23 protein-coding genes are annotated in these 23,602 nt (G+C 43.2%); 20 read left to right on the top strand and 3 right to left on the bottom strand.

All coding sequences use genetic code 11. The features are described from left to right. Positions 1 to 22: 22 nt before the first annotated feature. The 7 genes from A6J84_RS01345 to whiA all read left to right on the top strand — a co-directional run bounded on the left by A6J84_RS01345 (position 23) and on the right by whiA (position 5,773). Complete coding sequence (locus A6J84_RS01345) at positions 23 to 529, top strand: dihydrofolate reductase (protein WP_000162313.1); 507 nt, start codon at positions 23 to 25, stop codon at positions 527 to 529. 201 nt (positions 530 to 730) lie between these two features. Continuing rightward, the gene (gene clpX, locus A6J84_RS01355) at positions 731 to 1,963 is read left to right on the top strand and encodes an ATP-dependent Clp protease ATP-binding subunit ClpX (RefSeq protein WP_004240351.1); all 1,233 of its coding nucleotides are present in this window, start codon (positions 731 to 733) and stop codon (positions 1,961 to 1,963) included. An 8-nt stretch (positions 1,964 to 1,971) separates the two neighbouring features. Next, positions 1,972 to 2,559 carry a ribosome biogenesis GTP-binding protein YihA/YsxC gene (yihA, locus tag A6J84_RS01360; protein ID WP_095725884.1) on the top strand — a complete coding sequence of 196 codons (588 nt, stop codon included), beginning with the start codon at positions 1,972 to 1,974 and terminating at the stop codon, positions 2,557 to 2,559. A 9-nt stretch (positions 2,560 to 2,568) separates the two neighbouring features. Beyond that, entirely contained in the window at positions 2,569 to 2,949 is a 381-nt protein-coding gene (locus A6J84_RS01365; RefSeq protein ID WP_001140421.1) for a RidA family protein, read from the top strand. A 51-nt stretch (positions 2,950 to 3,000) separates the two neighbouring features. Continuing rightward, the gene (rapZ, locus tag A6J84_RS01370; RefSeq protein WP_000163047.1) at positions 3,001 to 3,891 is read left to right on the top strand and encodes an RNase adapter RapZ; all 891 of its coding nucleotides are present in this window, start codon (positions 3,001 to 3,003) and stop codon (positions 3,889 to 3,891) included. Further along, on the top strand, positions 3,888 to 4,865 hold the full coding sequence (locus tag A6J84_RS01375; protein WP_001231134.1) for a YvcK family protein: 978 nt from the start codon (positions 3,888 to 3,890) through the stop codon (positions 4,863 to 4,865). The genes rapZ and A6J84_RS01375 overlap by 4 nt, the downstream gene beginning before the upstream one ends. Beyond that, complete coding sequence (gene whiA, locus A6J84_RS01380; protein ID WP_095725885.1) at positions 4,862 to 5,773, top strand: DNA-binding protein WhiA; 912 nt, start codon at positions 4,862 to 4,864, stop codon at positions 5,771 to 5,773. The genes A6J84_RS01375 and whiA overlap by 4 nt, the downstream gene beginning before the upstream one ends. Positions 5,774 to 5,805: 32 nt before the next feature. Here the strand turns inward: whiA and A6J84_RS01385 are convergent, their stop codons facing one another. Continuing rightward, complete coding sequence (locus A6J84_RS01385; RefSeq protein WP_084940537.1) at positions 5,806 to 6,774, bottom strand: NAD(P)/FAD-dependent oxidoreductase; 969 nt, start codon at positions 6,772 to 6,774, stop codon at positions 5,806 to 5,808. 135 nt (positions 6,775 to 6,909) lie between these two features. On the opposite strand from A6J84_RS01385, the gene cdaA reads away from it, so the two are divergent. The 9 genes from cdaA (at position 6,910) to A6J84_RS01430 (ending at position 15,805) form a co-directional block, all read left to right on the top strand. After that, complete coding sequence (gene cdaA / locus A6J84_RS01390) at positions 6,910 to 7,767, top strand: diadenylate cyclase CdaA (RefSeq protein ID WP_001011078.1); 858 nt, start codon at positions 6,910 to 6,912, stop codon at positions 7,765 to 7,767. After that, complete coding sequence (locus tag A6J84_RS01395) at positions 7,754 to 8,536, top strand: YbbR-like domain-containing protein (RefSeq protein ID WP_001230923.1); 783 nt, start codon at positions 7,754 to 7,756, stop codon at positions 8,534 to 8,536. The genes cdaA and A6J84_RS01395 overlap by 14 nt, the downstream gene beginning before the upstream one ends. Positions 8,537 to 8,564: 28 nt before the next feature. After that, positions 8,565 to 9,917: a phosphoglucosamine mutase gene (gene glmM, locus A6J84_RS01400; RefSeq protein ID WP_095725886.1), complete on the top strand. Its 1,353-nt coding sequence runs from the start codon at positions 8,565 to 8,567 to the stop codon at positions 9,915 to 9,917. Positions 9,918 to 9,990: 73 nt separating this feature from the next. Continuing rightward, entirely contained in the window at positions 9,991 to 10,365 is a 375-nt protein-coding gene (locus A6J84_RS01405) for a DUF1149 family protein (protein WP_061852541.1), read from the top strand. Positions 10,366 to 10,367: 2 nt separating this feature from the next. Further along, positions 10,368 to 11,216 (top strand): DegV family protein, encoded by an 849-nt coding sequence (locus tag A6J84_RS01410; protein WP_095725887.1) that lies wholly within the window; start codon positions 10,368 to 10,370, stop codon positions 11,214 to 11,216. A gap of 152 nt (positions 11,217 to 11,368) precedes the next feature. Next, the gene (dapB, locus tag A6J84_RS01415; protein WP_000027862.1) at positions 11,369 to 12,136 is read left to right on the top strand and encodes a 4-hydroxy-tetrahydrodipicolinate reductase; all 768 of its coding nucleotides are present in this window, start codon (positions 11,369 to 11,371) and stop codon (positions 12,134 to 12,136) included. Next, positions 12,133 to 13,332, top strand: coding sequence for a CCA tRNA nucleotidyltransferase (locus A6J84_RS01420; RefSeq protein WP_008284388.1), 1,200 nt, complete (start codon positions 12,133 to 12,135; stop codon positions 13,330 to 13,332). Before dapB ends, A6J84_RS01420 begins: the two co-directional genes overlap by 4 nt. Then, entirely contained in the window at positions 13,329 to 15,197 is a 1,869-nt protein-coding gene (locus A6J84_RS01425; protein WP_095725888.1) for an ABC-F family ATP-binding cassette domain-containing protein, read from the top strand. The genes A6J84_RS01420 and A6J84_RS01425 overlap by 4 nt, the downstream gene beginning before the upstream one ends. Then, the gene (locus A6J84_RS01430) at positions 15,194 to 15,805 is read left to right on the top strand and encodes a hypothetical protein (protein ID WP_084859442.1); all 612 of its coding nucleotides are present in this window, start codon (positions 15,194 to 15,196) and stop codon (positions 15,803 to 15,805) included. The genes A6J84_RS01425 and A6J84_RS01430 overlap by 4 nt, the downstream gene beginning before the upstream one ends. Positions 15,806 to 15,858: 53 nt before the next feature. On the opposite strand, the gene mntE is transcribed toward A6J84_RS01430, so the two are convergent. Further along, the gene (gene mntE, locus A6J84_RS01435; protein ID WP_001076586.1) at positions 15,859 to 17,052 is read right to left on the bottom strand and encodes a CDF family manganese efflux transporter MntE; all 1,194 of its coding nucleotides are present in this window, start codon (positions 17,050 to 17,052) and stop codon (positions 15,859 to 15,861) included. A 306-nt stretch (positions 17,053 to 17,358) separates the two neighbouring features. On the opposite strand from mntE, the gene A6J84_RS01440 reads away from it, so the two are divergent. From A6J84_RS01440 to yaaA, 4 genes are all read left to right on the top strand, one after another. Next, a complete protein-coding gene (locus A6J84_RS01440) occupies positions 17,359 to 20,055 on the top strand; it encodes a cation-translocating P-type ATPase (protein ID WP_095725889.1) in 2,697 nt (898 codons plus the stop codon). Between the two features lie 104 nt (positions 20,056 to 20,159). Further along, entirely contained in the window at positions 20,160 to 20,570 is a 411-nt protein-coding gene (locus A6J84_RS01445; RefSeq protein ID WP_000412254.1) for a peptide deformylase, read from the top strand. 11 nt (positions 20,571 to 20,581) lie between these two features. Beyond that, entirely contained in the window at positions 20,582 to 22,177 is a 1,596-nt protein-coding gene (locus A6J84_RS01450) for a hypothetical protein (RefSeq protein WP_095725890.1), read from the top strand. 76 nt (positions 22,178 to 22,253) lie between these two features. Then, the gene (gene yaaA, locus A6J84_RS01455; protein ID WP_095725891.1) at positions 22,254 to 22,982 is read left to right on the top strand and encodes a peroxide stress protein YaaA; all 729 of its coding nucleotides are present in this window, start codon (positions 22,254 to 22,256) and stop codon (positions 22,980 to 22,982) included. 31 nt (positions 22,983 to 23,013) lie between these two features. Here yaaA and A6J84_RS01460 read toward each other — a convergent pair whose 3' ends face one another. Further along, on the bottom strand, positions 23,014 to 23,562 hold the full coding sequence (locus A6J84_RS01460) for an NAD(P)H-dependent oxidoreductase (protein WP_095725892.1): 549 nt from the start codon (positions 23,560 to 23,562) through the stop codon (positions 23,014 to 23,016). Positions 23,563 to 23,602 lie beyond the last annotated feature (40 nt).

A 23,602-nucleotide genomic window follows, 5' to 3' on the forward strand; every position in this document is an offset into this window, starting at 1 on the left:
TATCAATAAAAAGGACGGAAGCATGACAAAGAAAATCATAGCCATTTGGGCCCAGGATGAAAAAGGTGTGATTGGGAAGGAAAATCGTCTCCCTTGGCATTTGCCGGCAGAGTTGCAACATTTTAAGGAAACAACTTTAAATCATGCTATACTGATGGGGCGAGTGACCTTTGATGGCATGGGACGTCGTCTGCTTCCAAAACGGCAAACCCTGATTTTAACGCGCAATAGCGAAGAAGTCATAGATGGGGCGCTCGTATTTCAAGATGTGGAGTCTGTTTTAGCGTGGTATCAGAGTCAGGAAAAAAATCTCTATATCATTGGCGGAAAGCAGATTTTTCAGACTTTTGAGCCTTATTTAGATGAAATCATCGTGACACAGATTCATGCTCAGGTGGAGGGAGATACCTATTTTCCTGAGGAGTTTGACTTGTCTCGTTTTGAGACAGTCGCAAGCAAATCTTACACCCGAGATGAGAAAAATGACTATGATTTTACCATCGAATACCGAGATAGAAAGGAAGTCTAATGGAGCGCAGTATATTTGGATTTTTCACAGCTTTTTTGTGTGTAATCTGTATTTTGACTGGAGCACAGGCTTTTCGTAAGAAGCGCTATGGACTGTCTGCCTTACTCTGGCTGAATGCTTTTACCAATCTGGTAAACAGTATTCATGCTTTTTACATGAACTTATTTTAGATAGAATGATAAATTAGAATGGAAGGAAATCATGCCTACAAATAGGAAAAATGATATGATGGTTTATTGCTCATTTTGTGGCAAAAGCCAAGAAGAAGTAAAGAAAATAATCGCTGGGAACAACGCTTTTATCTGTAATGAATGTGTGGAGTTGGCCCAGGAAATCATTCGGGAGGAGTTGGCCGAAGAAGTTTTGGCAGACTTGTCTGAAGTACCAAAACCAATCGAACTCCTCAATATCTTGAACCACTATGTGATTGGTCAGGATCGTGCCAAACGTGCCTTGGCAGTGGCTGTATACAATCACTATAAACGCATCAATTTCCACGATACGCGTGAAGAGTCAGAAGATGTGGATTTGCAGAAGTCAAACATCTTGATGATTGGCCCAACTGGTTCTGGGAAAACTTTTTTGGCCCAGACCTTGGCTAAGAGCTTGAACGTACCTTTTGCTATTGCAGATGCGACAGCTCTTACTGAGGCTGGGTATGTGGGTGAGGACGTGGAAAATATCCTCCTCAAACTCTTGCAGGCTGCTGACTTTAACATCGAACGTGCAGAACGTGGGATTATCTACGTTGATGAAATAGACAAGATTGCCAAAAAGAGCGAGAATGTGTCTATCACACGTGATGTTTCGGGTGAAGGGGTGCAACAAGCCCTTCTCAAGATTATCGAGGGAACTGTTGCCAGCGTACCGCCTCAAGGCGGACGTAAACATCCACAACAAGAGATGATTCAGGTAGATACCAAGAATATCCTCTTCATTGTGGGTGGTGCCTTTGATGGCATCGAAGAAATTGTTAAACAGCGTTTGGGAGAAAAAGTCATCGGCTTTGGTCAAAACAACAAGGCGATTGACGAAAACAGCTCCTACATGCAAGAAATCATCGCAGAAGACATTCAAAAATTTGGGATTATCCCTGAGTTGATTGGGCGCTTGCCTGTCTTTGCTGCTCTTGAGCAATTGACGGTCGATGACTTGGTTCGCATCTTGAAAGAGCCAAGAAATGCCTTGGTGAAACAATACCAAACCTTGCTTTCTTATGATGATGTTGAGTTGGAATTTGACGACGAAGCTCTTCAGGAAATCGCCAATAAAGCCATCGAACGCAAAACGGGTGCGCGTGGTCTTCGCTCCATCATCGAAGAAACCATGCTAGATGTTATGTTTGAAGTACCGAGTCAGGAAAATGTGAAATTGGTCCGCATCACTAAAGAAGCTGTTGATGGAACGGATAAACCGATCCTGGAAACAGCCTAGAGGTGACTATGGAAATCAATACACACAATGCTGAAATCTTGCTCAGTGCGGCCAATAAATCTCATTATCCGCAGGATGACCTGCCAGAGATTGCCCTTGCAGGGCGTTCAAATGTTGGCAAGTCTAGCTTTATCAACACCATGCTCAACCGCAATAATCTTGCCCGTACATCAGGGAAACCTGGGAAAACCCAGCTCCTTAACTTTTTTAACATTGATGACAAGATGCGCTTTGTGGATGTGCCTGGGTATGGCTATGCCCGCGTTTCCAAAAAGGAACGTGAAAAGTGGGGCCGCATGATTGAGGAGTACCTGACAACTCGTGAAAATCTCCGTGCCGTGGTCAGTTTAGTTGACCTTCGTCATGACCCGTCAGCAGATGATGTGCAGATGTACGAATTTCTCAAGTATTATGAGATTCCGGTTATCATCGTTGCGACCAAGGCGGACAAGATTCCTCGTGGTAAATGGAACAAGCACGAATCTGCAATCAAAAAGAAATTAAACTTTGACCCAAGTGACGACTTCATCCTCTTTTCATCTGTCAGCAAGGCAGGGATGGATCAGGCTTGGAATGCAATATTAGAAAAATTGTGAGGGAAAGAAATGGCAAAAACAATTCATACAGACAAGGCTCCAAAGGCTATCGGACCTTATGTTCAAGGGAAAATCGTTGGCAATCTTTTGTTTGCTAGCGGTCAAGTTCCCCTATCTCCTGAAACTGGTGAAATTGTAGGAGAGACTATCCAAGAACAGACAGAACAAGTTTTGAAAAATATCGGTGCTATTTTGGCAGAAGCGGGAACGGACTTTGACCACGTTGTCAAAACAACTTGCTTCTTGAGCGATATGAATGACTTTGTTCCTTTTAACGAGGTTTACCAAACGGCCTTTAAAGAGGAATTCCCAGCTCGTTCAGCTGTAGAGGTTTCACGTCTTCCTCGTGATGTAAAAGTCGAAATTGAAGTGATCGCAGAGATTGGATAAGCTAGTTGAAGTTTGGCTCTGCCAAACTTTTTTTGATATAAGGAGAGATAGATGACAAAGAAACAACTTCACCTTGTGATTGTGACAGGGATGAGTGGCGCAGGGAAAACAGTAGCCATTCAGTCTTTCGAAGATTTGGGATATTTCACTATTGACAATATGCCGCCAGCCCTCTTGCCAAAGTTTTTACAGTTGGTCGAGACCAAGGATGATGACCATAAGTTGGCCCTAGTGGTGGATATGCGGAGCCGTTCCTTCTTTTCAGAGATTCAGGCTGTTTTGGATGAATTGGAAAACCAAGATGAATTGGATTTCAAAATTCTCTTTTTGGATGCAAAAGATAAGGAATTGGTGGCACGCTATAAGGAAACGAGAAGAAGTCACCCTCTAGCAGCGGATGGTCGGATTTTAGATGGCATTAAGCTGGAACGTGAACTTTTGGCACCTTTGAAAAATATGAGTCAAAATGTGGTGGATACGACAGAACTCACTCCGCGTGAACTTCGTAAAACCATTGCAGAGCAATTTTCAGACCAAGAACAAGCCCAGTCTTTCCGTATCGAGGTCATGTCTTTTGGATTCAAGTATGGTATCCCTATTGATGCAGACTTGGTTTTTGATGTCCGTTTCTTGCCAAATCCATACTACCTTCCGAAGCTCCGTAATCAGACAGGTGAGGATCAAGCAGTTTATGACTATGTGATGAATCATGAAGAGTCTGAAAGTTTCTATCAGCACTTACTCGCCTTGATTGAACCAATCTTGCCAAGTTACAAGAAAGAAGGCAAGTCTGTTTTGACCATTGCAGTAGGATGTACAGGTGGGCAGCACCGTAGTGTTGCCTTTGCCAAACGAATCGCAAAGGATCTTGCTAAAAATTGGCCTGTCAATGAAAGCCATCGTGACAAAGACAGAAGAAAGGAAACGGTAAACCGTTCATGAGAAAACCAAGGATAACGGTGATTGGTGGAGGAACGGGTATCCCCGTCATTTTGAAAAGTTTGCGAGAAAAGGATGTTGATATCGCAGCCATCGTAACGGTAGCTGATGATGGTGGATCTTCTGGTGAACTAAGAAAGAATATCCAACAGCTGACACCACCAGGTGATCTTCGTAATGTTCTGGTGGCTATGTCGGATATGCCTAAGTTTTATGAGAAGGTTTTTCAGTACCGTTTTTCAGAAGACGCTGGTGCTTTTGCGGGTCATCCACTGGGGAATATCATCATAGCTGGGCTCTCTGAAATGCAAGGGTCCACTTATAATGCCATGCAGCTGCTAAGTCTCTTTTTCCACACAACAGGAAAAATCTACCCCTCAAGCGATCAGCCTTTGACACTGCATGCAGTCTTTAAAGATGGTTCTGAGGTGGCAGGTGAGAGCCACATTGCTGATCATCCAGGTATGATTGACCATGTCTATGTGACCAATACTCTGGATGATGAAACACCTCAAGCCAGCCGTCGAGTGGTCAATACTATTCTCGAGAGTGACATGATCGTCTTGGGGCCTGGTTCTCTCTTTACATCGATTTTGCCCAATATTGTCATCGAGGAGATTGGGCAGGCTCTCTTGGAGACCAAGGCGGAGATCGCCTATGTCTGCAATATCATGACCCAGCGTGGGGAAACAGAGCACTTTTCAGACAGTGACCACGTGGAAGTCCTCCATCGCCATCTAGGTCGGCCTTTTATTGATACGGTCTTGGTTAATATCGAGAAGGTTCCTAGAGAATACATGGATACCAACCGTTTCGATGAATATTTGGTTCAGGTAGAGCATGACTTTGCTGGTCTTTGCAAGCAGGTTCCTCGTGTGATTTCATCCAACTTCCTTCGTTTGGAAAATGGAGGAGCCTTCCATGATGGCGATTTGATTGTAGACGAATTGATGCGCATCATACAGGTGAGAAAATGAGTTTTACAGTTGCAGTAAAAGAGGAAATTCTTGGTCAACACCATCTCAGTCGTCATGAGCTGTCGGCAATTATCAAGATGTCTGGCAGTATCGGTCTCTCGACTTCAGGCTTGACCTTGTCCGTCGTGACTGAAAATGCCAAGTTGGCTCGGCACCTTTATGAGTCCTTTCTCCATTTTTATGATATTAAGTCAGAAATTCGACATCATCAGAGGAGCAATCTTCGTAAGAATCGTGTCTATACGGTCTATACCGATGAGAGAGTGCAGGAGCTTTTAGCTGATTTGCGTCTTGCGGATTCCTTCTTTGGTTTGGAGACAGGTATTGATCCCGATATTTTAGCAGATGAGGAGGCTGGTCGTGCTTACTTATGTGGTGCCTTTCTGGCAAATGGCAGCATCCGAGATCCTGAGTCTGGCAAGTACCAGTTGGAGATTAGTTCCGTTTATATGGACCATGCCCAAGGATTGGCCTCTCTCCTTCAGCAGTTTTTGTTGGACGCCAAGGTTATTGAACGCAAGAAAGGTGCAGTTACCTATCTCCAGCGTGCAGAAGACATCATGGATTTCTTGATCGTGATTGGGGCCATGCAGGCGCGTGATAATTTTGAGCGTGTCAAGATTTTGCGTGAAACTCGTAATGATCTCAATCGAGCCAATAACGCTGAAACAGCCAATATCGCTCGAACGGTTTCTGCTAGTATGAAGACCATTAATAATATCAGTAAAATCAAAGATAGAATGGGTTTGGAAAATTTACCTGTGGATTTGCAAGAGGTGGCTCAGTTGCGAATCCAGCACCCAGATTACTCTATCCAGCAGTTGGCAGATAGCCTGAGCAATCCCCTAACCAAAAGTGGCGTCAACCACAGACTCCGAAAAATAAACAAGATTGCAGAGGAACTATGAAACCACGGATTGTTGAATCCGTGGTTCTTTTCTTATAAACTTGTTGAGTGTTTTGGTTGCACTTTTTGGTCAGGGTCGATGTAGTTGATGGCATTGTTAATAGCAGTTGGTGCTTCTCCAAGTCCTGTGGCAATCAAGTCAATCTTTCCTTCGTAGTAGCAGCAGTCTCCGATAGCGTAAATACCCGCTTGGCTGGATTCTTGCTTGCTATTGACGATAATCTTGTGTCGGTTGAGATCCAGACCCCATTTTTTAAGATTTCCGACAGAAGACTTGAAGCCGTAATTGACAAAGAGGTGGTCTAAGTCAATCGTTTCTGCTTCATCCGATTTGACTTTGGTGATTTCCAGTTTATCGAGTGTTTTTCCATCTCCAAGGAGTTGGCTAGGAACGAATGGTGTCTTGATAGTCACAGATGATTCCTGCAGGGCTTGCACACTGTGTTCCAAGGCGCGGAAGTTATCTCGACGGTGAACAAGGGTAGTTGGCGCAATTTTTTCAAAAGCTAGAGCCCAGTCCACAGCTGAGTCTCCCCCACCAAGGATGGTTACTTTCTTGCCAGCGTATTGTTGGATATTGGAAACGTGGTAGTGGATATTTTCATAGTCTTCAACGTTCTCCAATTCGAGCGGACGTGGTTTGAAGGCACCACCCCCCATGGCAATGATAACTGTTTTAGTCAGGTGGCTACCTTTAGAGGTTGTAATGGCAAAGCCTTCTTCTTGTTTTTCAATCTCAAGAACGGTTTCGTTGAGATGAATAGGAGTATCAAAGCCGTTTAGCTGTTCAATCAAGCGATTGGTCAACTCTTCTCCGGTTAAGTTTGGAAAACCTGGAACATCAAGGATTTGCTTTTCAGGGTAGAGGATGGCTGGTTGACCACCGAGCTGGGGAAGAGAGTCGATGATTTGGACTTTGGCTTGGCGTAGGTGGGCGTAAAAGGCAGCAAAGAGCCCGACAGGACCGCCACCTACAATGGTAATATCATAGAGTTGAGACATGATTTCTCCTTTGTTTTTCTAGTCAGTTTATTTTATCATATTTTTGCTTAATTTAAAATGAGGTAGGATAGGGAAAAAATGGGCAAAAAATGGTATAATGATGAGTAAAGTGTTTTGACAGGGAGGAGGCCAAGGATGAATTTTCAACAATTATCCAATTTACAATACTGGACGAGTTTGTTTTCAAGTCCTTGGAGTATAGTCACCAATCTGATTGATATTCTCATTGTGACTTATATTTTATATCATTTTACTAAAGCTATTGCAGGCACCAAGATTATGATATTGGTCCGTGGAGTCTTAGTTTTTATTCTAGCCCAGATTCTTTCCAATATGATTGGTTTAACAACTATTTCCTGGTTGATCAATCAGATCATCACCTACGGGGTGATTGCAGCGGTGGTTATCTTTTCACCAGAGATTCGAACAGGTTTGGAGCGATTGGGCCGGGCTACTGATTTCTTCTCCAATGCCCCTATCAGTGCGGAAGAGCAAATGGTTCGTGCATTTGTGAAATCAGTTGAATACATGAGTCCTCGTAAGATTGGGGCGCTTGTAGTGGTTCAGAGAGTGAGAACCTTGCAGGAATACATCTCGACAGGGATCCCTTTAGATGCTAAAATTTCGGCTGAATTGCTTATTAATATTTTCATTCCCAATACTCCCTTGCATGATGGTGCTGTCATTATCAAGGAAGACCGGATTGCTGTAACTTCAGCCTACCTACCCTTGACTGAAGATACCGGGATTTCCAAGGAGTTTGGAACGCGTCACAGGGCGGCGATTGGTTTGTCGGAAGTATCAGATGCTCTTACCTTTGTGGTTTCGGAAGAAACGGGTGGAATCTCCATCACCTATAATGGAGTCTTTAAGCACGATTTGACCTTGGAAGAGTTTGAATCTGAATTAAGAAGAATCTTACTTCCAAAATCAGAGAAAAAGCAAGGTCTGAAAGAGCGCTTGCTAGGAGGATTGAAACATGAGAAAAAATAGTCTATACATCATTTCTTCCTTCTTTTTCGCCTGCATTCTCTTTATCTATGCAACTTTGACAAACTATCAGAATAGCAACAGTGCCAGACAGGTGCGGACGGAGACTTATACAAACACAGTTCTTAATGTCCCAATTGATATTCAGTATGACAGTGATCAGTATTTTATCAGTGGTTTTACATCTGAGGTGACGGTCTTTCTAACAGGGTCAAACAGAGTTGCTTTGGCGAGTGAGATGCAGGAAAGTACCCGCAAATTTAAGGTGACGGCTGATCTTTCTGATGCTAGTGTAGGAACCATCGAAGTTCCTCTGACTATTGAAAATTTACCGAGTGGTTTGACGGCTGTTGCGACACCGCAAAAGATAACAGTGAAGGTTGGTAAAAAAGCAAAACGAGACAATGTCATTGTTGTGCCGGAGATTGATCCTAGTCAGATTGATTCTCGCGTGAAAATCGATACAGTTACTGTATCAGATGAAAAAGTAACGGTTATTAGTGATGAGGAAACCCTCTCCAAAGTAGATCGTGTCATTGCCATCTTACCGACGAGTGAACGGATAACTAGAAACTACTCGTCCTCTGTTCCTCTACAAGCAGTCGATAAAAATGGAAATGTCTTACCAAGCGTCATTATGCCGTTTGACACAACTATGAAAATTACAACAAAAACAGCAACGTCTAGTTCAAGTAACTCGTCAACAAGTTCCTCAGAAGGCAGTTCGTCTTCAACGAGTTCAGAAACAAAATCAGATTCGTCTAAACAATAATAAATAATAGAAAAGGATGATAAATAAAATGGGTAAATATTTTGGGACCGATGGAGTCCGTGGAGAAGCAAACGTAGAACTGACACCAGAATTGGCTTTTAAACTAGGCCGTTTTGGTGGATATGTCCTCAGTCAACACGAAACAGAAGCCCCTAAAGTCTTTGTAGGACGTGATACACGTATCTCAGGAGAAATGTTAGAATCAGCCTTGGTGGCAGGTCTTCTCTCTGTAGGGATTCACGTCTACAAACTTGGTGTCCTTGCAACACCAGCAGTAGCCTATTTGGTTAAAACTGAGGGAGCTAGTGCGGGTGTCATGATTTCCGCTAGCCACAACCCAGCCCTTGATAATGGGATTAAGTTCTTTGGTGGGGATGGTTTCAAACTTGATGATGAAAAAGAAGCAGAAATTGAAGCCTTGCTAGATGCTACCGAAGACACTCTTCCTCGTCCAAGTGCCGAAGGCTTGGGAACTTTAGTGGACTATCCAGAAGGTTTACGCAAATATGAAGGCTACCTTGTTTCAACTGGAACGCCTCTTGAGGGAATGAAAGTGGCCTTGGACACAGCGAACGGTGCAGCGTCTACAAGTGCCCGTCAGATTTTCGCTGATCTTGGTGCTCAGTTGACAGTTATCGGTGAGACACCAGATGGTCTTAATATCAACTTGAATGTGGGTTCTACACACCCAGAAGCTCTTCAAGAAGTAGTGAAAGAAAGCCAATCAGCTATCGGTTTGGCCTTTGACGGAGACAGTGATCGCTTGATTGCTGTTGATGAAAATGGCGACATCGTTGATGGTGATAAGATTATGTATATTATCGGGAAATACCTTTCTGAAAAAGGCCAGTTAGCTCAAAACACCATCGTGACAACGGTTATGTCTAACCTTGGCTTCCACAAGGCTTTGGACCGTGAAGGTATCAACAAGGTTGTCACTGCAGTTGGTGACCGCTATGTCGTCGAAGAAATGAGAAAATCAGGCTACAACCTTGGTGGTGAACAATCAGGCCACGTTATCTTGATGGATTACAATACAACTGGTGATGGTCAATTATCAGCTGTCCAATTGACCAAAATTATGAAAGAAACAGGTAAGAGCTTGTCTCAACTAGCATCAGAAGTGACGATTTACCCACAAAAACTGGTCAATATCCGAGTGGAAAATGCCATGAAAGAAAAGGCTATGGAAGTACCAGCCATCAAGACAATCATCGAAAAGATGGAAGAAGAGATGGCAGGGAACGGTCGTATCCTTGTCCGCCCAAGTGGAACAGAACCCCTCTTGCGCGTCATGGCAGAAGCCCCAACAACAGAAGAAGTGAACTACTACGTAGATACAATTGCTGCTGTTGTTAAAGATGAAATCGGAATTGACTAAAGCCTAGAAAACTAGATGAAATGATAAAAATGTGGTACAATTGCATAGTAAATTGTAGCAATGGGAGAGAAAAATGAATCTTAAACGAGAACAAGAATTTGTTAGCCAGTATCACTTTGATGCTCGTAACTTTGAATGGGAAAATGAAAATGGAACCCCTGAAACTAAGGTAGATGTGAACTTTCAGTTGCTCCAACATGATCAAGAAAACCAAGTGACTTCGCTTGTTGTTATCTTGAGTTTCATGATTGTCTTTGACAAATTTGTCATCAGCGGAACAATTTCTCAAGTTAACCATGTGGAAGGTCGAATTGTCAACGAACCAAGCGAATTTAACCAAGAAGAAGTCGAAACCTTGGCACGTCCATGCTTGAACATGCTCAACCGTTTGACGTATGAAGTAACAGAAATCGCCTTGGATCTTCCAGGGATCAATTTGGAGTTTTAGTCATGAAATTAGCTGTCATTACAGATTCTTCAGCCTATTTAGAGGAGAAGACGCTGCAAAGAGAGAATCTATTTATCTTGGATATTCCTGTCAATATTGATGGGGAAGAGTATGTCGAAGGTGTCAATCTGACTGCTGAGGAATTTTATCAAAAAATGGCTCAGTCTGCTGAATTGCCTAAGACCAGTCAACCAAGTATTGCCAAATTGGATGAGATTCTTAGTTCTTTGAAAGATGAGGGTTATACCCATGTCTTGGGACTATTTCTTTCGTCAGGAATTTCAGGTTTTTATCAGAACATCCAATACATGTTGGAAGAGTATGATGGCTTGACCATTGCCTTTCCAGATACCCATATCACAAGTTCCCCTCTAGGATTTATGGTAGAGAGTGCCTTTGAGTGGGCAGAACAAGGTGATGATTTTGCCCAGATTCAGGAGAAATTGGCTATCCAAATCGCTGATAATTCAGCCTTTATCATAGTAGATGACCTCGACCACTTGGTTAAGGGAGGACGTTTGTCAAATGGAGCAGCTATCTTAGGAAATCTCCTCAGTATCAAGCCTATTCTTTACTTTAATGACCAAGGAGTGATTGAAGTTTACGAAAAAGTTCGTACAGAAAAGAAAGCAATCAAACGTTTGGTGGAAATCATCAAGGAGTTGACAAAAGATGGGAACTACCGTATAACAGTCATTCATGGGAACGCTCCTCAAAAGGCAGCGGATTTACGTCAGCTTTTGATGGAGAGTGGTGTGAATTCTGAGATTCCAATTGTCAGCTTTGGTAGTGTCATTGGGACCCACCTTGGAGAAGGCAGTATCGCCTTGAGCTATACGCCAGTTGTCTAGATTGTTCTGGGCAGGCTTTGTATCTTAGAAATTGAACACGACCTACCTGCCTCTTGAAAAAAGATGCCTGTCTTGCCTTTCATGGAAAGTCAGCGCCATTCCCTATTTTTCATGGGCAGCTAACGTCCTTTGTATCTTAGTCAGGAGTAGTGATGAGTATTCGAGTGATTATTGCTGGGTTTAAGGGAAAGATGGGCCAGGCCGCTTGTCAGATGGTCTTGGCTGATCTAGACTTGGACTTGGTCGCAGTTTTGGATCCGTTTGAGTCTGAGTCAGAGTGGCAGGGAATTCCTGTCTTCAATGATAAGGTTGACTTGGTTGGATTTGAAGCAGATGTCTGGGTGGATTTCACCACACCAGCTGTTGCCTACGAAAATACACGCTTTGCTCTTGAAAATGGCTTTGCTCCAGTGGTTGGAACAACAGGCTTCACTAGTGAAGAAATTGCAGAACTAAAAGCATTTTCCCGTAAACAAGATTTGGGTGGCTTGATTGCCCCTAACTTTGCCTTGGGAGCTGTCTTGCTCATGCAATTTGCGGCGCAGGCTGCCAAATATTTCCCAAATGTGGAGATTATCGAGCTCCATCATGACAAGAAAAAAGATGCTCCGAGTGGAACAGCTATCAAAACAGCTGAGTTGATGGCGGAAGTTCGGGCATCAATCCAGCAAGGTGCGCCTGATGAGGAAGAATTGATTGCGGGTGCTCGTGGTGCTGACTTTGATGGCATGCGGATCCACTCAGTTCGTTTGCCAGGCTTAGTAGCTCATCAAGAAGTTATCTTTGGCAATCAGGGAGAAGGATTGACCCTTCGTCATGACTCCTATGATCGCAGCTCCTTCATGACAGGGGTCAATTTGGGAATCAAAGAAGTTGTCAAGCGTCATGAGCTTGTCTATGGATTAGAACACTTATTATGAGATTAACGCAAATGCCTTCTGAATTTCAGAAGGCTTTACCAGTATTAGAAAAAATTAAAGAAGCAGGCTTTGAGGCCTATTTTGTTGGGGGCTCTGTTCGAGATGCCCTCCTCAATCGTCCCATCCACGATGTGGATATTGCGACTTCTTCTTATCCAGAGGAGACCAAGCAGATTTTTCCGCGAACAGCCGATATTGGAATCGAGCACGGAACTGTCTTAGTTTTAGATGGGGACGAGGAGTATGAGGTAACCACCTTTCGGACCGAAGATGTCTATGTGGACTACCGCAGACCCAGTGCGGTTTCCTTTGTGCGTTCGCTAGAAGAAGACCTCAAGCGCCGTGATTTCACAGTCAATGCCTTCGCTTTGGATGAGACAGGTGAAATCATTGACTTGTTCCATGGTTTAGAAGATTTGAAATACCAAGTTTTACGAGCAGTTGGAGTGGCTAGTGAGCGTTTTAACGAAGATGCTCTGCGAATTATGCGTGGTTTCCGTTTTCAGGCCAGTCTCGGTTTTAAACTTGAGTCAGAAACTTTTGAAGCGATGAAGACTTTGACGCCACTTTTGGAGAAAATTTCTGTGGAGCGCACCTTCGTTGAGTTTGATAAGCTCTTGCTGGCACCTTTTTGGCGAGTTGGTCTGGCTTCCATGATTGAGAGTCGAGCTTATGACTATCTTCCAGATATGGCAGGAAGCCAAGACAAGCTCAACAAACTGTTTGATTTGAAGACTGATTTCACTTTTGAGTCTTCCGAACAAGCCTGGGCGGCTCTATTGTGGGCTATGGAGATTAAAGATGCACAGCCATTTTTGAAAGCTTGGAAAACCTCACGACAGTTTGCCAAGCAGGTGCAGGATTTACTGACTATTTTGGCTTTGCGAGAAGAAGGTGAGCTGAGCAAGCGTGATTGTTACCGCTTTGACTTGGATTCCCTTCTACAAGCTGAAAGTCTTCGTCAGGCCCAAGGGAAAGAAGTCAACCCACAAACCATCAAAGAAACTTACCATAGTTTGACCATTCATGATAAGAAAGAAATCCAGATTAATGGTGGAATTTTGATTAAGGAATATGGTTACCAGCCAGGACCAGACTTGGGAGAGATTTTAACAGAGATTGAGTTTGCCATTGTCGATGGAGAGTTGGAAAATGATCGTCAAGCTATCCATGCTTACCTGAGGGAGAAAAAATGAGTGATTTTATCGTTGAAAAACTAAGCAAATCCGTTGGTGACAAGACCGTTTTTAAGGATATTTCCTTTATCATCCATGACTTGGATAGAATTGGTCTGATTGGTGTCAATGGGACTGGTAAGACCACTCTGTTAGATGTTCTTTCTGGTGTTTCTGGCTTTGATGGGGATGTCAGTCCCTTTTCGGCTAAGAATGACTACAAGATTGGCTACTTGACTCAGAATCCAGATTTTGATGATAGCAAGACAGTTTTGGACACGGTTCTGTCCAGCGACCTCAAGGAAATCCAGTTGATTCGTGAGTATGAGTTAATCATGCTCAACTACAGTGAGGACAAGCAGGCTCATTTGGAACGGGTCATGGCAGAGATGGATTCTCTCCAAGCCTGGGAAATTGAAAGCCAGGTCAAGACGGTCCTCAGCAAGCTGGGTATTCAGGACTTGTCGACTCCAGTTGGTGAATTGTCAGGCGGTTTGAGAAGACGGGTTCAGTTGGCGCAAGTTCTCCTAGGAAACCACGACCTCTTGCTTCTGGACGAGCCGACCAACCACCTGGACATTGCGACCATTGAGTGGCTGACTCTTTTTTTGAAAAATTCCAAGAAGACCGTTCTCTTTATCACCCACGATCGTTATTTCCTAGATGCACTATCAACGCGGATTTTCGAGTTGGACCGAGCAGGCTTGACCGAGTATCAGGGAAATTACCAGGACTATGTTCGCCTCAAGGCTGAACAAGATGAGCGTGACGCTGCCCTTCTCCACAAAAAAGAACAACTTTATAAGCAAGAACTGGCCTGGATGCGCAGACAACCACAGGCACGTGCGACCAAGCAACAGGCCCGTATCAATCGTTTCCACGATTTGAAAAAAGAAGTTTCAGGTGGCGTTGCTGATACAGACTTGACCATGAACTTTGAAACCAGTCGGATTGGGAAAAAAGTCATCGAGTTTCAGAATGTTTCCTTCGCCTATGAAAACAAGCCCATTTTGCAAGATTTTAATCTATTGGTGCAAGCCAAAGACCGTATCGGAATTGTTGGGGATAATGGTGTCGGGAAGTCAACTCTGCTTAATCTCATCGCAGGAAGTCTTGAGCCGACTAAAGGTCAAGTTATCATCGGTGAGACGGTTCGCATTGCCTATTTCTCTCAACAAATTGAAGGTTTAGATGAAAGCAAGCGCGTTATCAATTACCTGCAGGAAGTAGCAGAAGAGGTTAAGACCAGCGGTGGTTCTACGACTTCCATCGCTGAGTTGCTGGAGCAGTTCCTTTTCCCACGTTCGACGCATGGAACCTTGATTGAGAAATTGTCTGGTGGAGAGAAAAAACGCCTTTATCTCCTCAAACTGCTCTTGGAAAAACCAAATGCTCTCCTTTTGGATGAGCCGACAAATGACTTGGACATTGCAACCTTGACAGTCTTGGAAAATTTCTTGCAGAGCTTTGCCGGCCCTGTCTTGACAGTTAGCCACGACCGTTATTTCCTAGATAAGGTAGCGACCAAGATTCTCGCTTTTGAGGATGGTAAGATTCGTCCTTTCTTTGGTCATTACACCGACTACCTTGATGAAAAAGTCTTTGAAACAGAGATGTCCAATCAAGTGCAAAAGGCAGAAAAGGAAAAAGTAGTCAAGGTCCGTGAAGACAAGAAACGCATGACCTACCAAGAAAAGCAGGAGTGGGCAAGCATTGAAGGGGATATTGAAGCCTTGGAAAATCGTATTGCTGCTATTGAAGAAGAAATGCAGGCAAATGGCTCTGACTTTGGTAAGCTGGCTACTCTCCAAAAAGAACTGGATGAGAAAAACGAAGAACTCCTTGAAAAATACGAGCGCTATGAATATCTAAGTGAGTTGGCATGATGGAAGAAAAAGTCATTAAACGTAGTCCCAAGAAAATCATTTGGAATGCCTTGTTTGGCCTAGCTTCGGTGCTTTTCTTCTTGTTACCTCTCTATTATCTCCATTCGTATTCGGAAAAGGGGACGGGACTTCATACGATAAGTCTTTTGTTAATGCTGCTTGTACTTTTTTGCGCTGGAGTAGTTGTTTATCAGACATACAGGTTGTTAAGCTCCGATAAGGAATATTTGAGATGTACTGTCGAGGGGTTTTACTACAAACCGAATCCAAAGAAACCCAGTCATTTCTACGCTTGGGCTGATGTAGAGGAATTTTCCTTCTCTCGGATTCGAGGGAAGTATAGGGATTCTTATCGGATTGAAGTCTATTTTAAAAACAAGGAAAATGTGAAATCCCAATCCTTTCTAACACTGCTGAAGAGAAGGATTCTCCCTTTTTATCCGTCAGCAGATTTGATCATCCCTATCTTTCTGCTAGATGTAGGACTTCCTGAAAGGGTCTACGAGACCATGAAGTACTATGAAAGAGAATGGCGCATCGAACAAAATCGTCAAGCAAGAAAAAAGGCAAAACAAGCTTCGAAAAGCAAATCTTCCAAACCGTCATAGTCTGTCTTTGCTTAAAGTAGAATAATCAAAAAGGCCCTATCCACTGGATAGGGTCATTGTTTGTCTTCTTTTTTAGTTTCCTGATGAAAGATATTTTGCCAAGTCTCATGGCGACGCCAGATACTGGTATGGACGATACCATCTAGCTCATAGCAAATGAGCTTGGTTTTCTGACTAATGGAAGTGATTTGAATATCCTTAATCGCAGCACTAAGTTCTTTTTCAGTCTTATAAGCCTCTTTGTCCATCTGCTCTCCATCTTGACGAATATAGATAAAGTCCTCAGCAAGGAGTTCTTCTAATTGATTGCCTTGGTCAATCAATTGCTCGCGCATGAGTAGTTTTTTATAGACATTGTCCAAAATTTCGTCTTCAGGTATAGGAGCAGGTTCGATGTGGATATCAGTATCAAAAACACCAAATCGTTCTTCTAGCATAGACTCAACCTGGTCCGCAATTTCGTGACTTTCATAGACTGATAGGTCGGGATTCATTTCCAGCGTGATATCAAGGTAGATATTGCTACCGTAGGTCCGCCCTCTTTGGGACTTGACCTTACTAATCTTTGGAATCTCCATGATGGCCTTTTGGTAGTCCTCTAGCAGACGGTCATCAAAACCATCAGAAAGACTGAAGGAAGACTCGATAAAGATATCATAGGCTGTCTTTAAGATAAAGAAGGTGATAATGATAGCGACCAATTTATCCACGATAGGGTAATTGAAACTGCTGGCTAAGATAGCAATGGAAGTCCCAAGCGAGGTGACAGCATCGGAAAGATTGTCCTTAGCAGCTGCTTTGAGAGCCTTGGATTTGGATTTCTTACTGAGGCGTGTATTGTAGAGATAGACCACAAACATAATCGCTGCAGAAATGATTCCTAGAGTTGCACCCAGAGGATCAATGGGTGTTTGTTCCCGACTAAGGATTTTCTGAATGGTGTCCCGAAGTACATCAAAACCAACATAGAACATGATGATGGAAGTAATCAAGCTAGCCAAATCTTCAATCTTCCAGTGACCAAAGCTATGGTCACGGTCTGCAGGTTGGCGGGCCATCCGAATCCCAATCAAGAGAGCAACATTTCCAATAATATCGGATACGTTGTTGAAACCATCTGCCACCAAACTGGAAGAATGCAGGAGGTGACCAGTTGCCAATTTTGCTGCAGACAAGAGGAGGTAGGTTGAAATGCTGATAATGGCTCCACGTTCTGCCAATTTGAGATTTGACATGGATTGGTTCATCGGGCTTCCTTTCTAGTCATATAGTATTCTACCATTATACTGGTTTTCAAGGGAAAATTCAAATTTAGTCTTGTTTCATCTGATTTAAACCCTTGAAAATTGTTCAAATTTTGATATAATAGTACTACTCAAGGGAGTAGCTGGCAGAAACCTGTGATAGTGTCGTCATTCCGAATTGTATACTGAAAAGTATGTTTTCCGGCACTATCTTAAACAGCGAGACTTGTTATGATTAACAGGTCTCTTTTTGTTTGTCATAAAACTAAAAGAGAACTTGTTTTGCACACAATGTCAAGGAGGAGACACATGTCAAAAGAACAAAAACGCCAAGCGTTTTACACTCAGAGTCCTGAAGAGGTCTTGAAGTCAGTTGAAGCAACTGAACAAGGTCTCTCGTCTAGCGAAGCGCAGAAACGCCTAGCTGAATATGGACGCAATGAACTGGAAGAGGGTGAGAAAAAATCTCTCCTAGTCAAGTTTATTGAGCAATTTAAGGATTTGATGATTATCATCCTAATTGCTGCGGCTATCTTGTCCGTCATAACTTCTGGTGGGGAAGATATCGCAGATGCCATCATTATCCTAGCCGTGGTTATCATCAACGCTGCCTTCGGTGTTTACCAAGAAGGAAAAGCAGAAGAAGCCATCGAAGCCCTCAAGTCTATGTCTAGTCCAGCTGCTCGCGTTATTCGTGATGGGCATATGGCTGAGATTGATTCAAAAGAATTGGTACCAGGTGATATCGTTGCTCTTGAAGCAGGTGACGTGGTGCCAGCAGACCTACGATTGCTAGAAGCTAATTCTCTTAAAATCGAAGAAGCAGCTTTGACAGGTGAGTCTGTTCCAGTCGAAAAAGACTTGACTGTCGAGCTCTCTGCAGATGCTGGTATTGGTGACCGTGTCAATATGGCCTTCCAAAACTCAAATGTGACTTATGGTCGTGGTCTTGGCGTTGTTGTCAATACAGGTATGTACACGGAAGTGGGTCATATCGCTGGCATGCTCCAAGATGCGGATGAGACGGATACACCACTCAAACAAAACTTGAACAACCTTTCTAAGGTCTTGACCTATGCAATTTTGGTCATTGCCCTTGTTACTTTTGTAGTCGGAGTCTTCATTCAAGGTAAAAATCCACTTGGTGAGTTGATGACATCTGTTGCGCTTGCTGTTGCAGCCATCCCAGAAGGACTTCCTGCTATCGTGACCATCGTTCTTGCCCTTGGTACTCAAGTTTTGGCAAAACGAAACTCTATCGTTCGTAAGTTGCCAGCAGTTGAAACACTTGGTTCAACTGAGATCATCGCTTCTGATAAGACTGGTACGCTTACCATGAACAAGATGACAGTCGAAAAAGTCTTCTATGATGCAGTCCTACATGATTCAGCTGATGATATTGAACTAGGTCTTGAAATGCCTCTTCTTCGTTCTGTTGTTTTGGCTAATGATACTAAGATTGATGCAGAAGGAAACCTGATTGGGGATCCAACGGAAACAGCCTTCATCCAGTATGCCTTGGACAAGGGTTACGATGTTAAAGGGTTCTTAGAGAAATATCCTCGTGTAGCTGAATTGCCGTTTGACTCAGATCGTAAACTCATGTCAACGGTTCATCCATTGCCAGATGGGAAATTCCTAGTGGCAGTCAAGGGAGCTCCTGACCAACTCTTGAAACGTTGTGTTGCTCGGGATAAAGCTGGAGATGTCGCTCCGATTGATAATCAAGTCAATGACATAATTCACACAAACAACTCTGAAATGGCTCACCAAGCCTTGCGTGTCCTTGCGGGTGCGTATAAGATTATCGATAGTATTCCAGAAAACTTGACTTCTGAAGAGCTTGAAAACAACTTGATCTTTACTGGATTGATTGGAATGATTGACCCTGAACGTGCCGAAGCTGCAGAAGCTGTTCGTGTGGCTAAGGAAGCTGGAATCCGTCCAATCATGATTACGGGTGACCATCAAGATACTGCAGAAGCTATTGCCAAACGTTTGGGAATTATTGATGCAAATGATACAGAAGGCCACGTTTTAACTGGTGCTGAGCTCAACGAACTTTCAGATGAAGAATTTGAAAAAGTCGTTGGTCAATACTCTGTCTACGCGCGTGTATCTCCAGAACACAAGGTTCGTATCGTCAAGGCTTGGCAAAAACAAGGTAAGGTTGTTGCTATGACAGGTGACGGTGTTAATGACGCCCCAGCTCTGAAAACAGCCGATATCGGTATCGGTATGGGAATCACTGGTACAGAGGTTTCTAAGGGGGCTTCTGACATGATTCTTGCAGATGATAACTTTGCGACTATTATCGTCGCAGTTGAAGAAGGACGTAAGGTCTTCTCAAACATTCAAAAGACTATTCAGTACTTACTTTCTGCCAATACTGCTGAAGTATTAACTATCTTCTTATCAACCTTGTTTGGTTGGGACGTCTTGCAGCCAGTTCATCTCTTGTGGATCAACTTGGTAACAGATACCTTCCCAGCTATCGCTCTAGGTGTTGAGCCTGCTGAGCCTGGTGTCATGAACCATAAACCACGTGGACGCAAGGCAAGCTTCTTCTCAGGTGGTGTTTTGAGTTCTATCATTTATCAAGGTGTACTCCAAGCAGCTATTGTTATGAGTGTTTATGGCCTTGCGATTGCTTACCCAGTTCACGTGGGTGACAATCATGCTATTCACGCAGATGCCCTCACTATGGCCTTTGCAACACTTGGTTTGATTCAGCTCTTCCATGCCTACAACGTCAAGTCTGTTTACCAATCCATCTTGACAGTCGGACCATTCAAGTCTAAGACCTTCAACTGGTCTATCTTGGTATCCTTCATCCTCTTGATGGCAACAATCGTTGTAGAACCGCTTGAAGGTATCTTCCACGTAACCAAACTAGACTTGTCTCAATGGGGTATTGTTCTAGCTGGAAGCTTCTCAATGATACTTATCGTCGAAATCGTTAAGTTTGTTCAACGTAAACTTGGTCTTGATAAGAACGCGATTTAAAAAGAAAGTCATCTTCGGATGGCTTTTTTTGTATTTGAGGGAAAGGACTAGAAGTTGCCCCCTTTTGTGCTATAATAAAGTAAAGATGTAAGGAGCGTAAGAGAATGGAAAAGAAAATTGTCCGAGATGTCTTATTCTTGTCGCAGGTCTCGAAACCTGCAAGTCAGGAAGACCTTTATCTGGCTAAGGATTTGCAGGATACCCTGCTGGCTAATCGCGAGACCTGTGTCGGTCTAGCGGCCAATATGATTGGTGTGCAGAAGCGTGTCATTATCTTTAATCTTGGCTTGGTTCCCATGGTTATGTTTAATCCCGTTCTCCTTTCCTACATAGGACCTTACGAGACAGAGGAAGGGTGTTTGTCCTTGACTGGGGTGCGATCAACAACTCGTTATGAAACGATTACGGTTTCCTATCGAGATAGTAAGTGGCAGGAACAGACCATTACGTTAACAGGTTTTCCAGCTCAGATCTGCCAACATGAACTGGATCATTTGGAAGGACGGATTATTTAGGAGGAATTCAGATGAAACGCATACTATTTGAACTTGTTTTTATCGCAACGACCTGGTATATATTTTTACCACCCTTCAATCTGACTAGTTGGGAATTCATCTTCTTTCTCTGTGGGCATTTGGTGGTGATGGGGATTTTGTTTAGTTTCCGCAAGGATACCAATCTCCTCAAAACTGTTCACCTACGCCATGGCAAGGCTACCAAAGATCTCAATCTAGAAGGATTCCTTTTTACCAAACTTAGTAGAGGATTGTTTCTGACTGCAGCTATCATTTTTGCCCTTGCTGGTCTGGTAAGCCTAGTAACCTCTAGCTTTTTCCAAGCAAAAAATTATGCTAATGTGGTGTCTATCACAGAAAAAGATTTTAAAGATTTTCCTAAGAGTGATACCAGTAAGGTTCCAATCCTAGATCGGAGCACTGCAGAGAAGATTGGAGATCGTTATCTAGGCTCTCTGACGGATAAGGTCTCCCAGTACGTAGCAGCAGATACTTATACCCAGCTGACGGTTGATGGCAAACCTTATCGAGTAACTCCTTTGGAGTATGCCGACCCGATCAAATGGTTTAATAATCAGTCCAAGGGAATTGGCGAGTATATCAAGGTTGATATGGTGACAGGAAATGCGGAATTGGTGGATTTAAAAACGCCAATGAAGTATTCAGACTCCGAGTATTTTAACCGAGACGTCAAACGTCATCTTCGGATCAAGTACCCAACCAAGATTTTTAAAACGCCCTCCTTTGAGGTGGATGATGAAGGCAATCCTTTCTATGTAGCAACCGTTTATCAAAAGCAGTTTGGTCTAGGAGTACCTCGTCCGTCATCTGTTATTATTTTAGACGCTACCAATGGAGAAACCAAGGAATACAGCTTGGATGAAGTGCCAGAATGGGTGGATCGTGTCTATCCAGCGGAAGAAACCATCGAGCAAATCAATTACAACGGCAAGTATAAAGACGGTTTCTGGAATGCCTTGATCTCTAAGAAAAATGTTACCCAAACGACAGAGGGCTATAACTATCTTTCTATCGGAAATGACATTTATCTCTACACGGGGGTGACTTCAGCAAATGCTGACGAAAGTAATTTAGGTTTTATCCTTGAAAACATGCGTACAGGTGAAATCACCAAGTACAATCTAGCATCAGCAACCGAAGAATCTGCCCGTGCTTCTGCAGAAGGAGCAGTGCAAGAGAAGGCCTACAAGGCTACCTTCCCTATCCTTGTTAATCTCAATGACAAGCCTCTCTATATCATGGGCTTGAAGGACAATGCAGGCTTGGTCAAGGAGTATGCATTGGTTGATGCAGTAGAGTACCAAAACGTCATCGTAGCAACTACGGTAGATGAACTCCTCAGCAAATATGCCAATAAAAATGACCTCGAGCTGGATAATGAAACGGTGGAAAGTATCAAGGGAGTGGTTTCAGACCTTAAATCAGCTGTTATCAAGGGGGATACCGTCTACTTCTTTAAAGTTGATGGCAAGATTTATAAGGTCAAGGCTTCAGTGTCAGACGACCTACCTTACCTTGAAAATGGCCAATCCTTTGAAGGTCAAGTTGGAAAAGATAACTATCTCAAGACCTTTAAAGTCAAGTAAAAGAAACCTCGGTATGAACCGAGGTTTTTCAGATGAAATTCTTGGTCGTGATTGAAAAATATGCTACACTAACAATATGAAAATTTTAATCCCAACAGCCAAAGAAATGAACACAGACCATCCTTGTATCGAAGCGCTCCCTTTGAGGGAAGAAAGTCAGGCAGTCCTTGACTCACTGGCGCACTACTCAGCTAGTGAATTAGAGACTTTTTATAAGGTTTCTGCCGAGAAAGCAGAAGAAGAGTACGCTCATATTCAAGCTCTAAAAGATCGAAGGGCTAAAAACTATCCAGCTTTGAAACTCTTTGATGGTCTTATGTATCGCCACATCAAACGAGATGGGTTAACCGAGGCTGAACAAACCTATCTTGAAGATCATATTTTAATTACCTCCGCTTTGTATGGCGTTGTTCCAGCCCTATCTCCTATGGCTCCTCACCGTTTGGACTTTTTGATGAAATTAAAAGTAGCTGGTAAAACCCTAAAGACTCATTGGAAGTCAGCTTACGATGAGGCGTTAGAGGATGAGGACTTGATATTTTCTCTCTTGTCATCAGAGTTTGAAACAGTATTTTCTAAGGAAATCAGAGAAAAGATGGTGACCTTCAAATTTATGGAGGACAAGGAAGGCCAGTTAAAAATCCACTCAACCATTTCAAAAAAAGCCCGTGGTGCCTTTTTGACCGCCTTGATAGAGGGGCAAGTTCAAACTGTTGAACAAGCTCGCAAGCTCAGTTTTGCCGGTTTTGATTACCGACCTGATTTATCAAGTGATTTAGAACTCGTCTTTGTGAAACAAGCATAAAACCAGCTCATTCGAGCTGGTTTTTGCTGGATTAGTTGATGGCTGCAAGAAGGTCGTCCGCTTGTTTTGCAAGTGATGAAGCAGTTGCTTCTTCTAACACCAATTTTCCGTCTGCCCAAGCAGAGTCATTGACACGAGCGGCAGTAAAGTCACCAACGACTTGTGTACGGATAAATGGCAAGAGGTCTCTGTAAATAGCAAAGAGTTGTTCGTGACCCGCATTGGCTACAGATGAGACAGTAACAAACTTGTCTTGGAGGGCAGAAGCACCACGTGTATCAGACAAGTCAAGGGCACGAGAGAGCCAGTCAAGCAAATTTTTCACTGTTCCAGGGATAGAGAAGTTATAGACTGGAGAGAAGATCCAGATAGCATCTGCAGCAAGGACTGCTTCACGAGCAGCAGCTACAGCTGGATGAGTTGGAACTTCCAAATCTTGGCTGAAGAGAGGAACAGCTGAGTAATCAAGATAGCTGACTTCGGCTTTTCCAGCAAGTGCTTTTTCAGCTTCGAGGGCCATTTGGTGGTTGAAAGAACCTTGGCGAAGTGAACCGACGATAAATAATACTTTTTTAGACATGATATGTCTCCTTTAGTTTAAAATTCAAAGAGCGAACCCT

The sequence above is a fragment of the Streptococcus sp. FDAARGOS_256 genome (genome assembly GCF_002289235.2).
GTDB lineage: Bacteria > Bacillota > Bacilli > Lactobacillales > Streptococcaceae > Streptococcus.

Bases quoted from the DNA above. Each gene is read 5' to 3' on its own strand.
- A6J84_RS01345 (WP_000162313.1), top strand. From the start codon at position 23: ATGACAAAGAAAATCATAGCCATTTGGGCCCAGGATGAAAAAGGTGTG.
- clpX (WP_004240351.1), top strand. From the start codon at position 731: ATGCCTACAAATAGGAAAAATGATATGATGGTTTATTGCTCATTTTGT.
- yihA (WP_095725884.1), top strand. From the start codon at position 1,972: ATGGAAATCAATACACACAATGCTGAAATCTTGCTCAGTGCGGCCAAT.
- A6J84_RS01365 (WP_001140421.1), top strand. From the start codon at position 2,569: ATGGCAAAAACAATTCATACAGACAAGGCTCCAAAGGCTATCGGACCT.
- rapZ (WP_000163047.1), top strand. From the start codon at position 3,001: ATGACAAAGAAACAACTTCACCTTGTGATTGTGACAGGGATGAGTGGC.
- A6J84_RS01375 (WP_001231134.1), top strand. From the start codon at position 3,888: ATGAGAAAACCAAGGATAACGGTGATTGGTGGAGGAACGGGTATCCCC.
- whiA (WP_095725885.1), top strand. From the start codon at position 4,862: ATGAGTTTTACAGTTGCAGTAAAAGAGGAAATTCTTGGTCAACACCAT.
- A6J84_RS01385 (WP_084940537.1), bottom strand. From the start codon at position 6,774: ATGTCTCAACTCTATGATATTACCATTGTAGGTGGCGGTCCTGTCGGG.
- cdaA (WP_001011078.1), top strand. From the start codon at position 6,910: ATGAATTTTCAACAATTATCCAATTTACAATACTGGACGAGTTTGTTT.
- A6J84_RS01395 (WP_001230923.1), top strand. From the start codon at position 7,754: ATGAGAAAAAATAGTCTATACATCATTTCTTCCTTCTTTTTCGCCTGC.
- glmM (WP_095725886.1), top strand. From the start codon at position 8,565: ATGGGTAAATATTTTGGGACCGATGGAGTCCGTGGAGAAGCAAACGTA.
- A6J84_RS01405 (WP_061852541.1), top strand. From the start codon at position 9,991: ATGAATCTTAAACGAGAACAAGAATTTGTTAGCCAGTATCACTTTGAT.
- A6J84_RS01410 (WP_095725887.1), top strand. From the start codon at position 10,368: ATGAAATTAGCTGTCATTACAGATTCTTCAGCCTATTTAGAGGAGAAG.
- dapB (WP_000027862.1), top strand. From the start codon at position 11,369: ATGAGTATTCGAGTGATTATTGCTGGGTTTAAGGGAAAGATGGGCCAG.
- A6J84_RS01420 (WP_008284388.1), top strand. From the start codon at position 12,133: ATGAGATTAACGCAAATGCCTTCTGAATTTCAGAAGGCTTTACCAGTA.
- A6J84_RS01425 (WP_095725888.1), top strand. From the start codon at position 13,329: ATGAGTGATTTTATCGTTGAAAAACTAAGCAAATCCGTTGGTGACAAG.
- A6J84_RS01430 (WP_084859442.1), top strand. From the start codon at position 15,194: ATGATGGAAGAAAAAGTCATTAAACGTAGTCCCAAGAAAATCATTTGG.
- mntE (WP_001076586.1), bottom strand. From the start codon at position 17,052: ATGAACCAATCCATGTCAAATCTCAAATTGGCAGAACGTGGAGCCATT.
- A6J84_RS01440 (WP_095725889.1), top strand. From the start codon at position 17,359: ATGTCAAAAGAACAAAAACGCCAAGCGTTTTACACTCAGAGTCCTGAA.
- A6J84_RS01445 (WP_000412254.1), top strand. From the start codon at position 20,160: ATGGAAAAGAAAATTGTCCGAGATGTCTTATTCTTGTCGCAGGTCTCG.
- A6J84_RS01450 (WP_095725890.1), top strand. From the start codon at position 20,582: ATGAAACGCATACTATTTGAACTTGTTTTTATCGCAACGACCTGGTAT.
- yaaA (WP_095725891.1), top strand. From the start codon at position 22,254: ATGAAAATTTTAATCCCAACAGCCAAAGAAATGAACACAGACCATCCT.
- A6J84_RS01460 (WP_095725892.1), bottom strand. From the start codon at position 23,562: ATGTCTAAAAAAGTATTATTTATCGTCGGTTCACTTCGCCAAGGTTCT.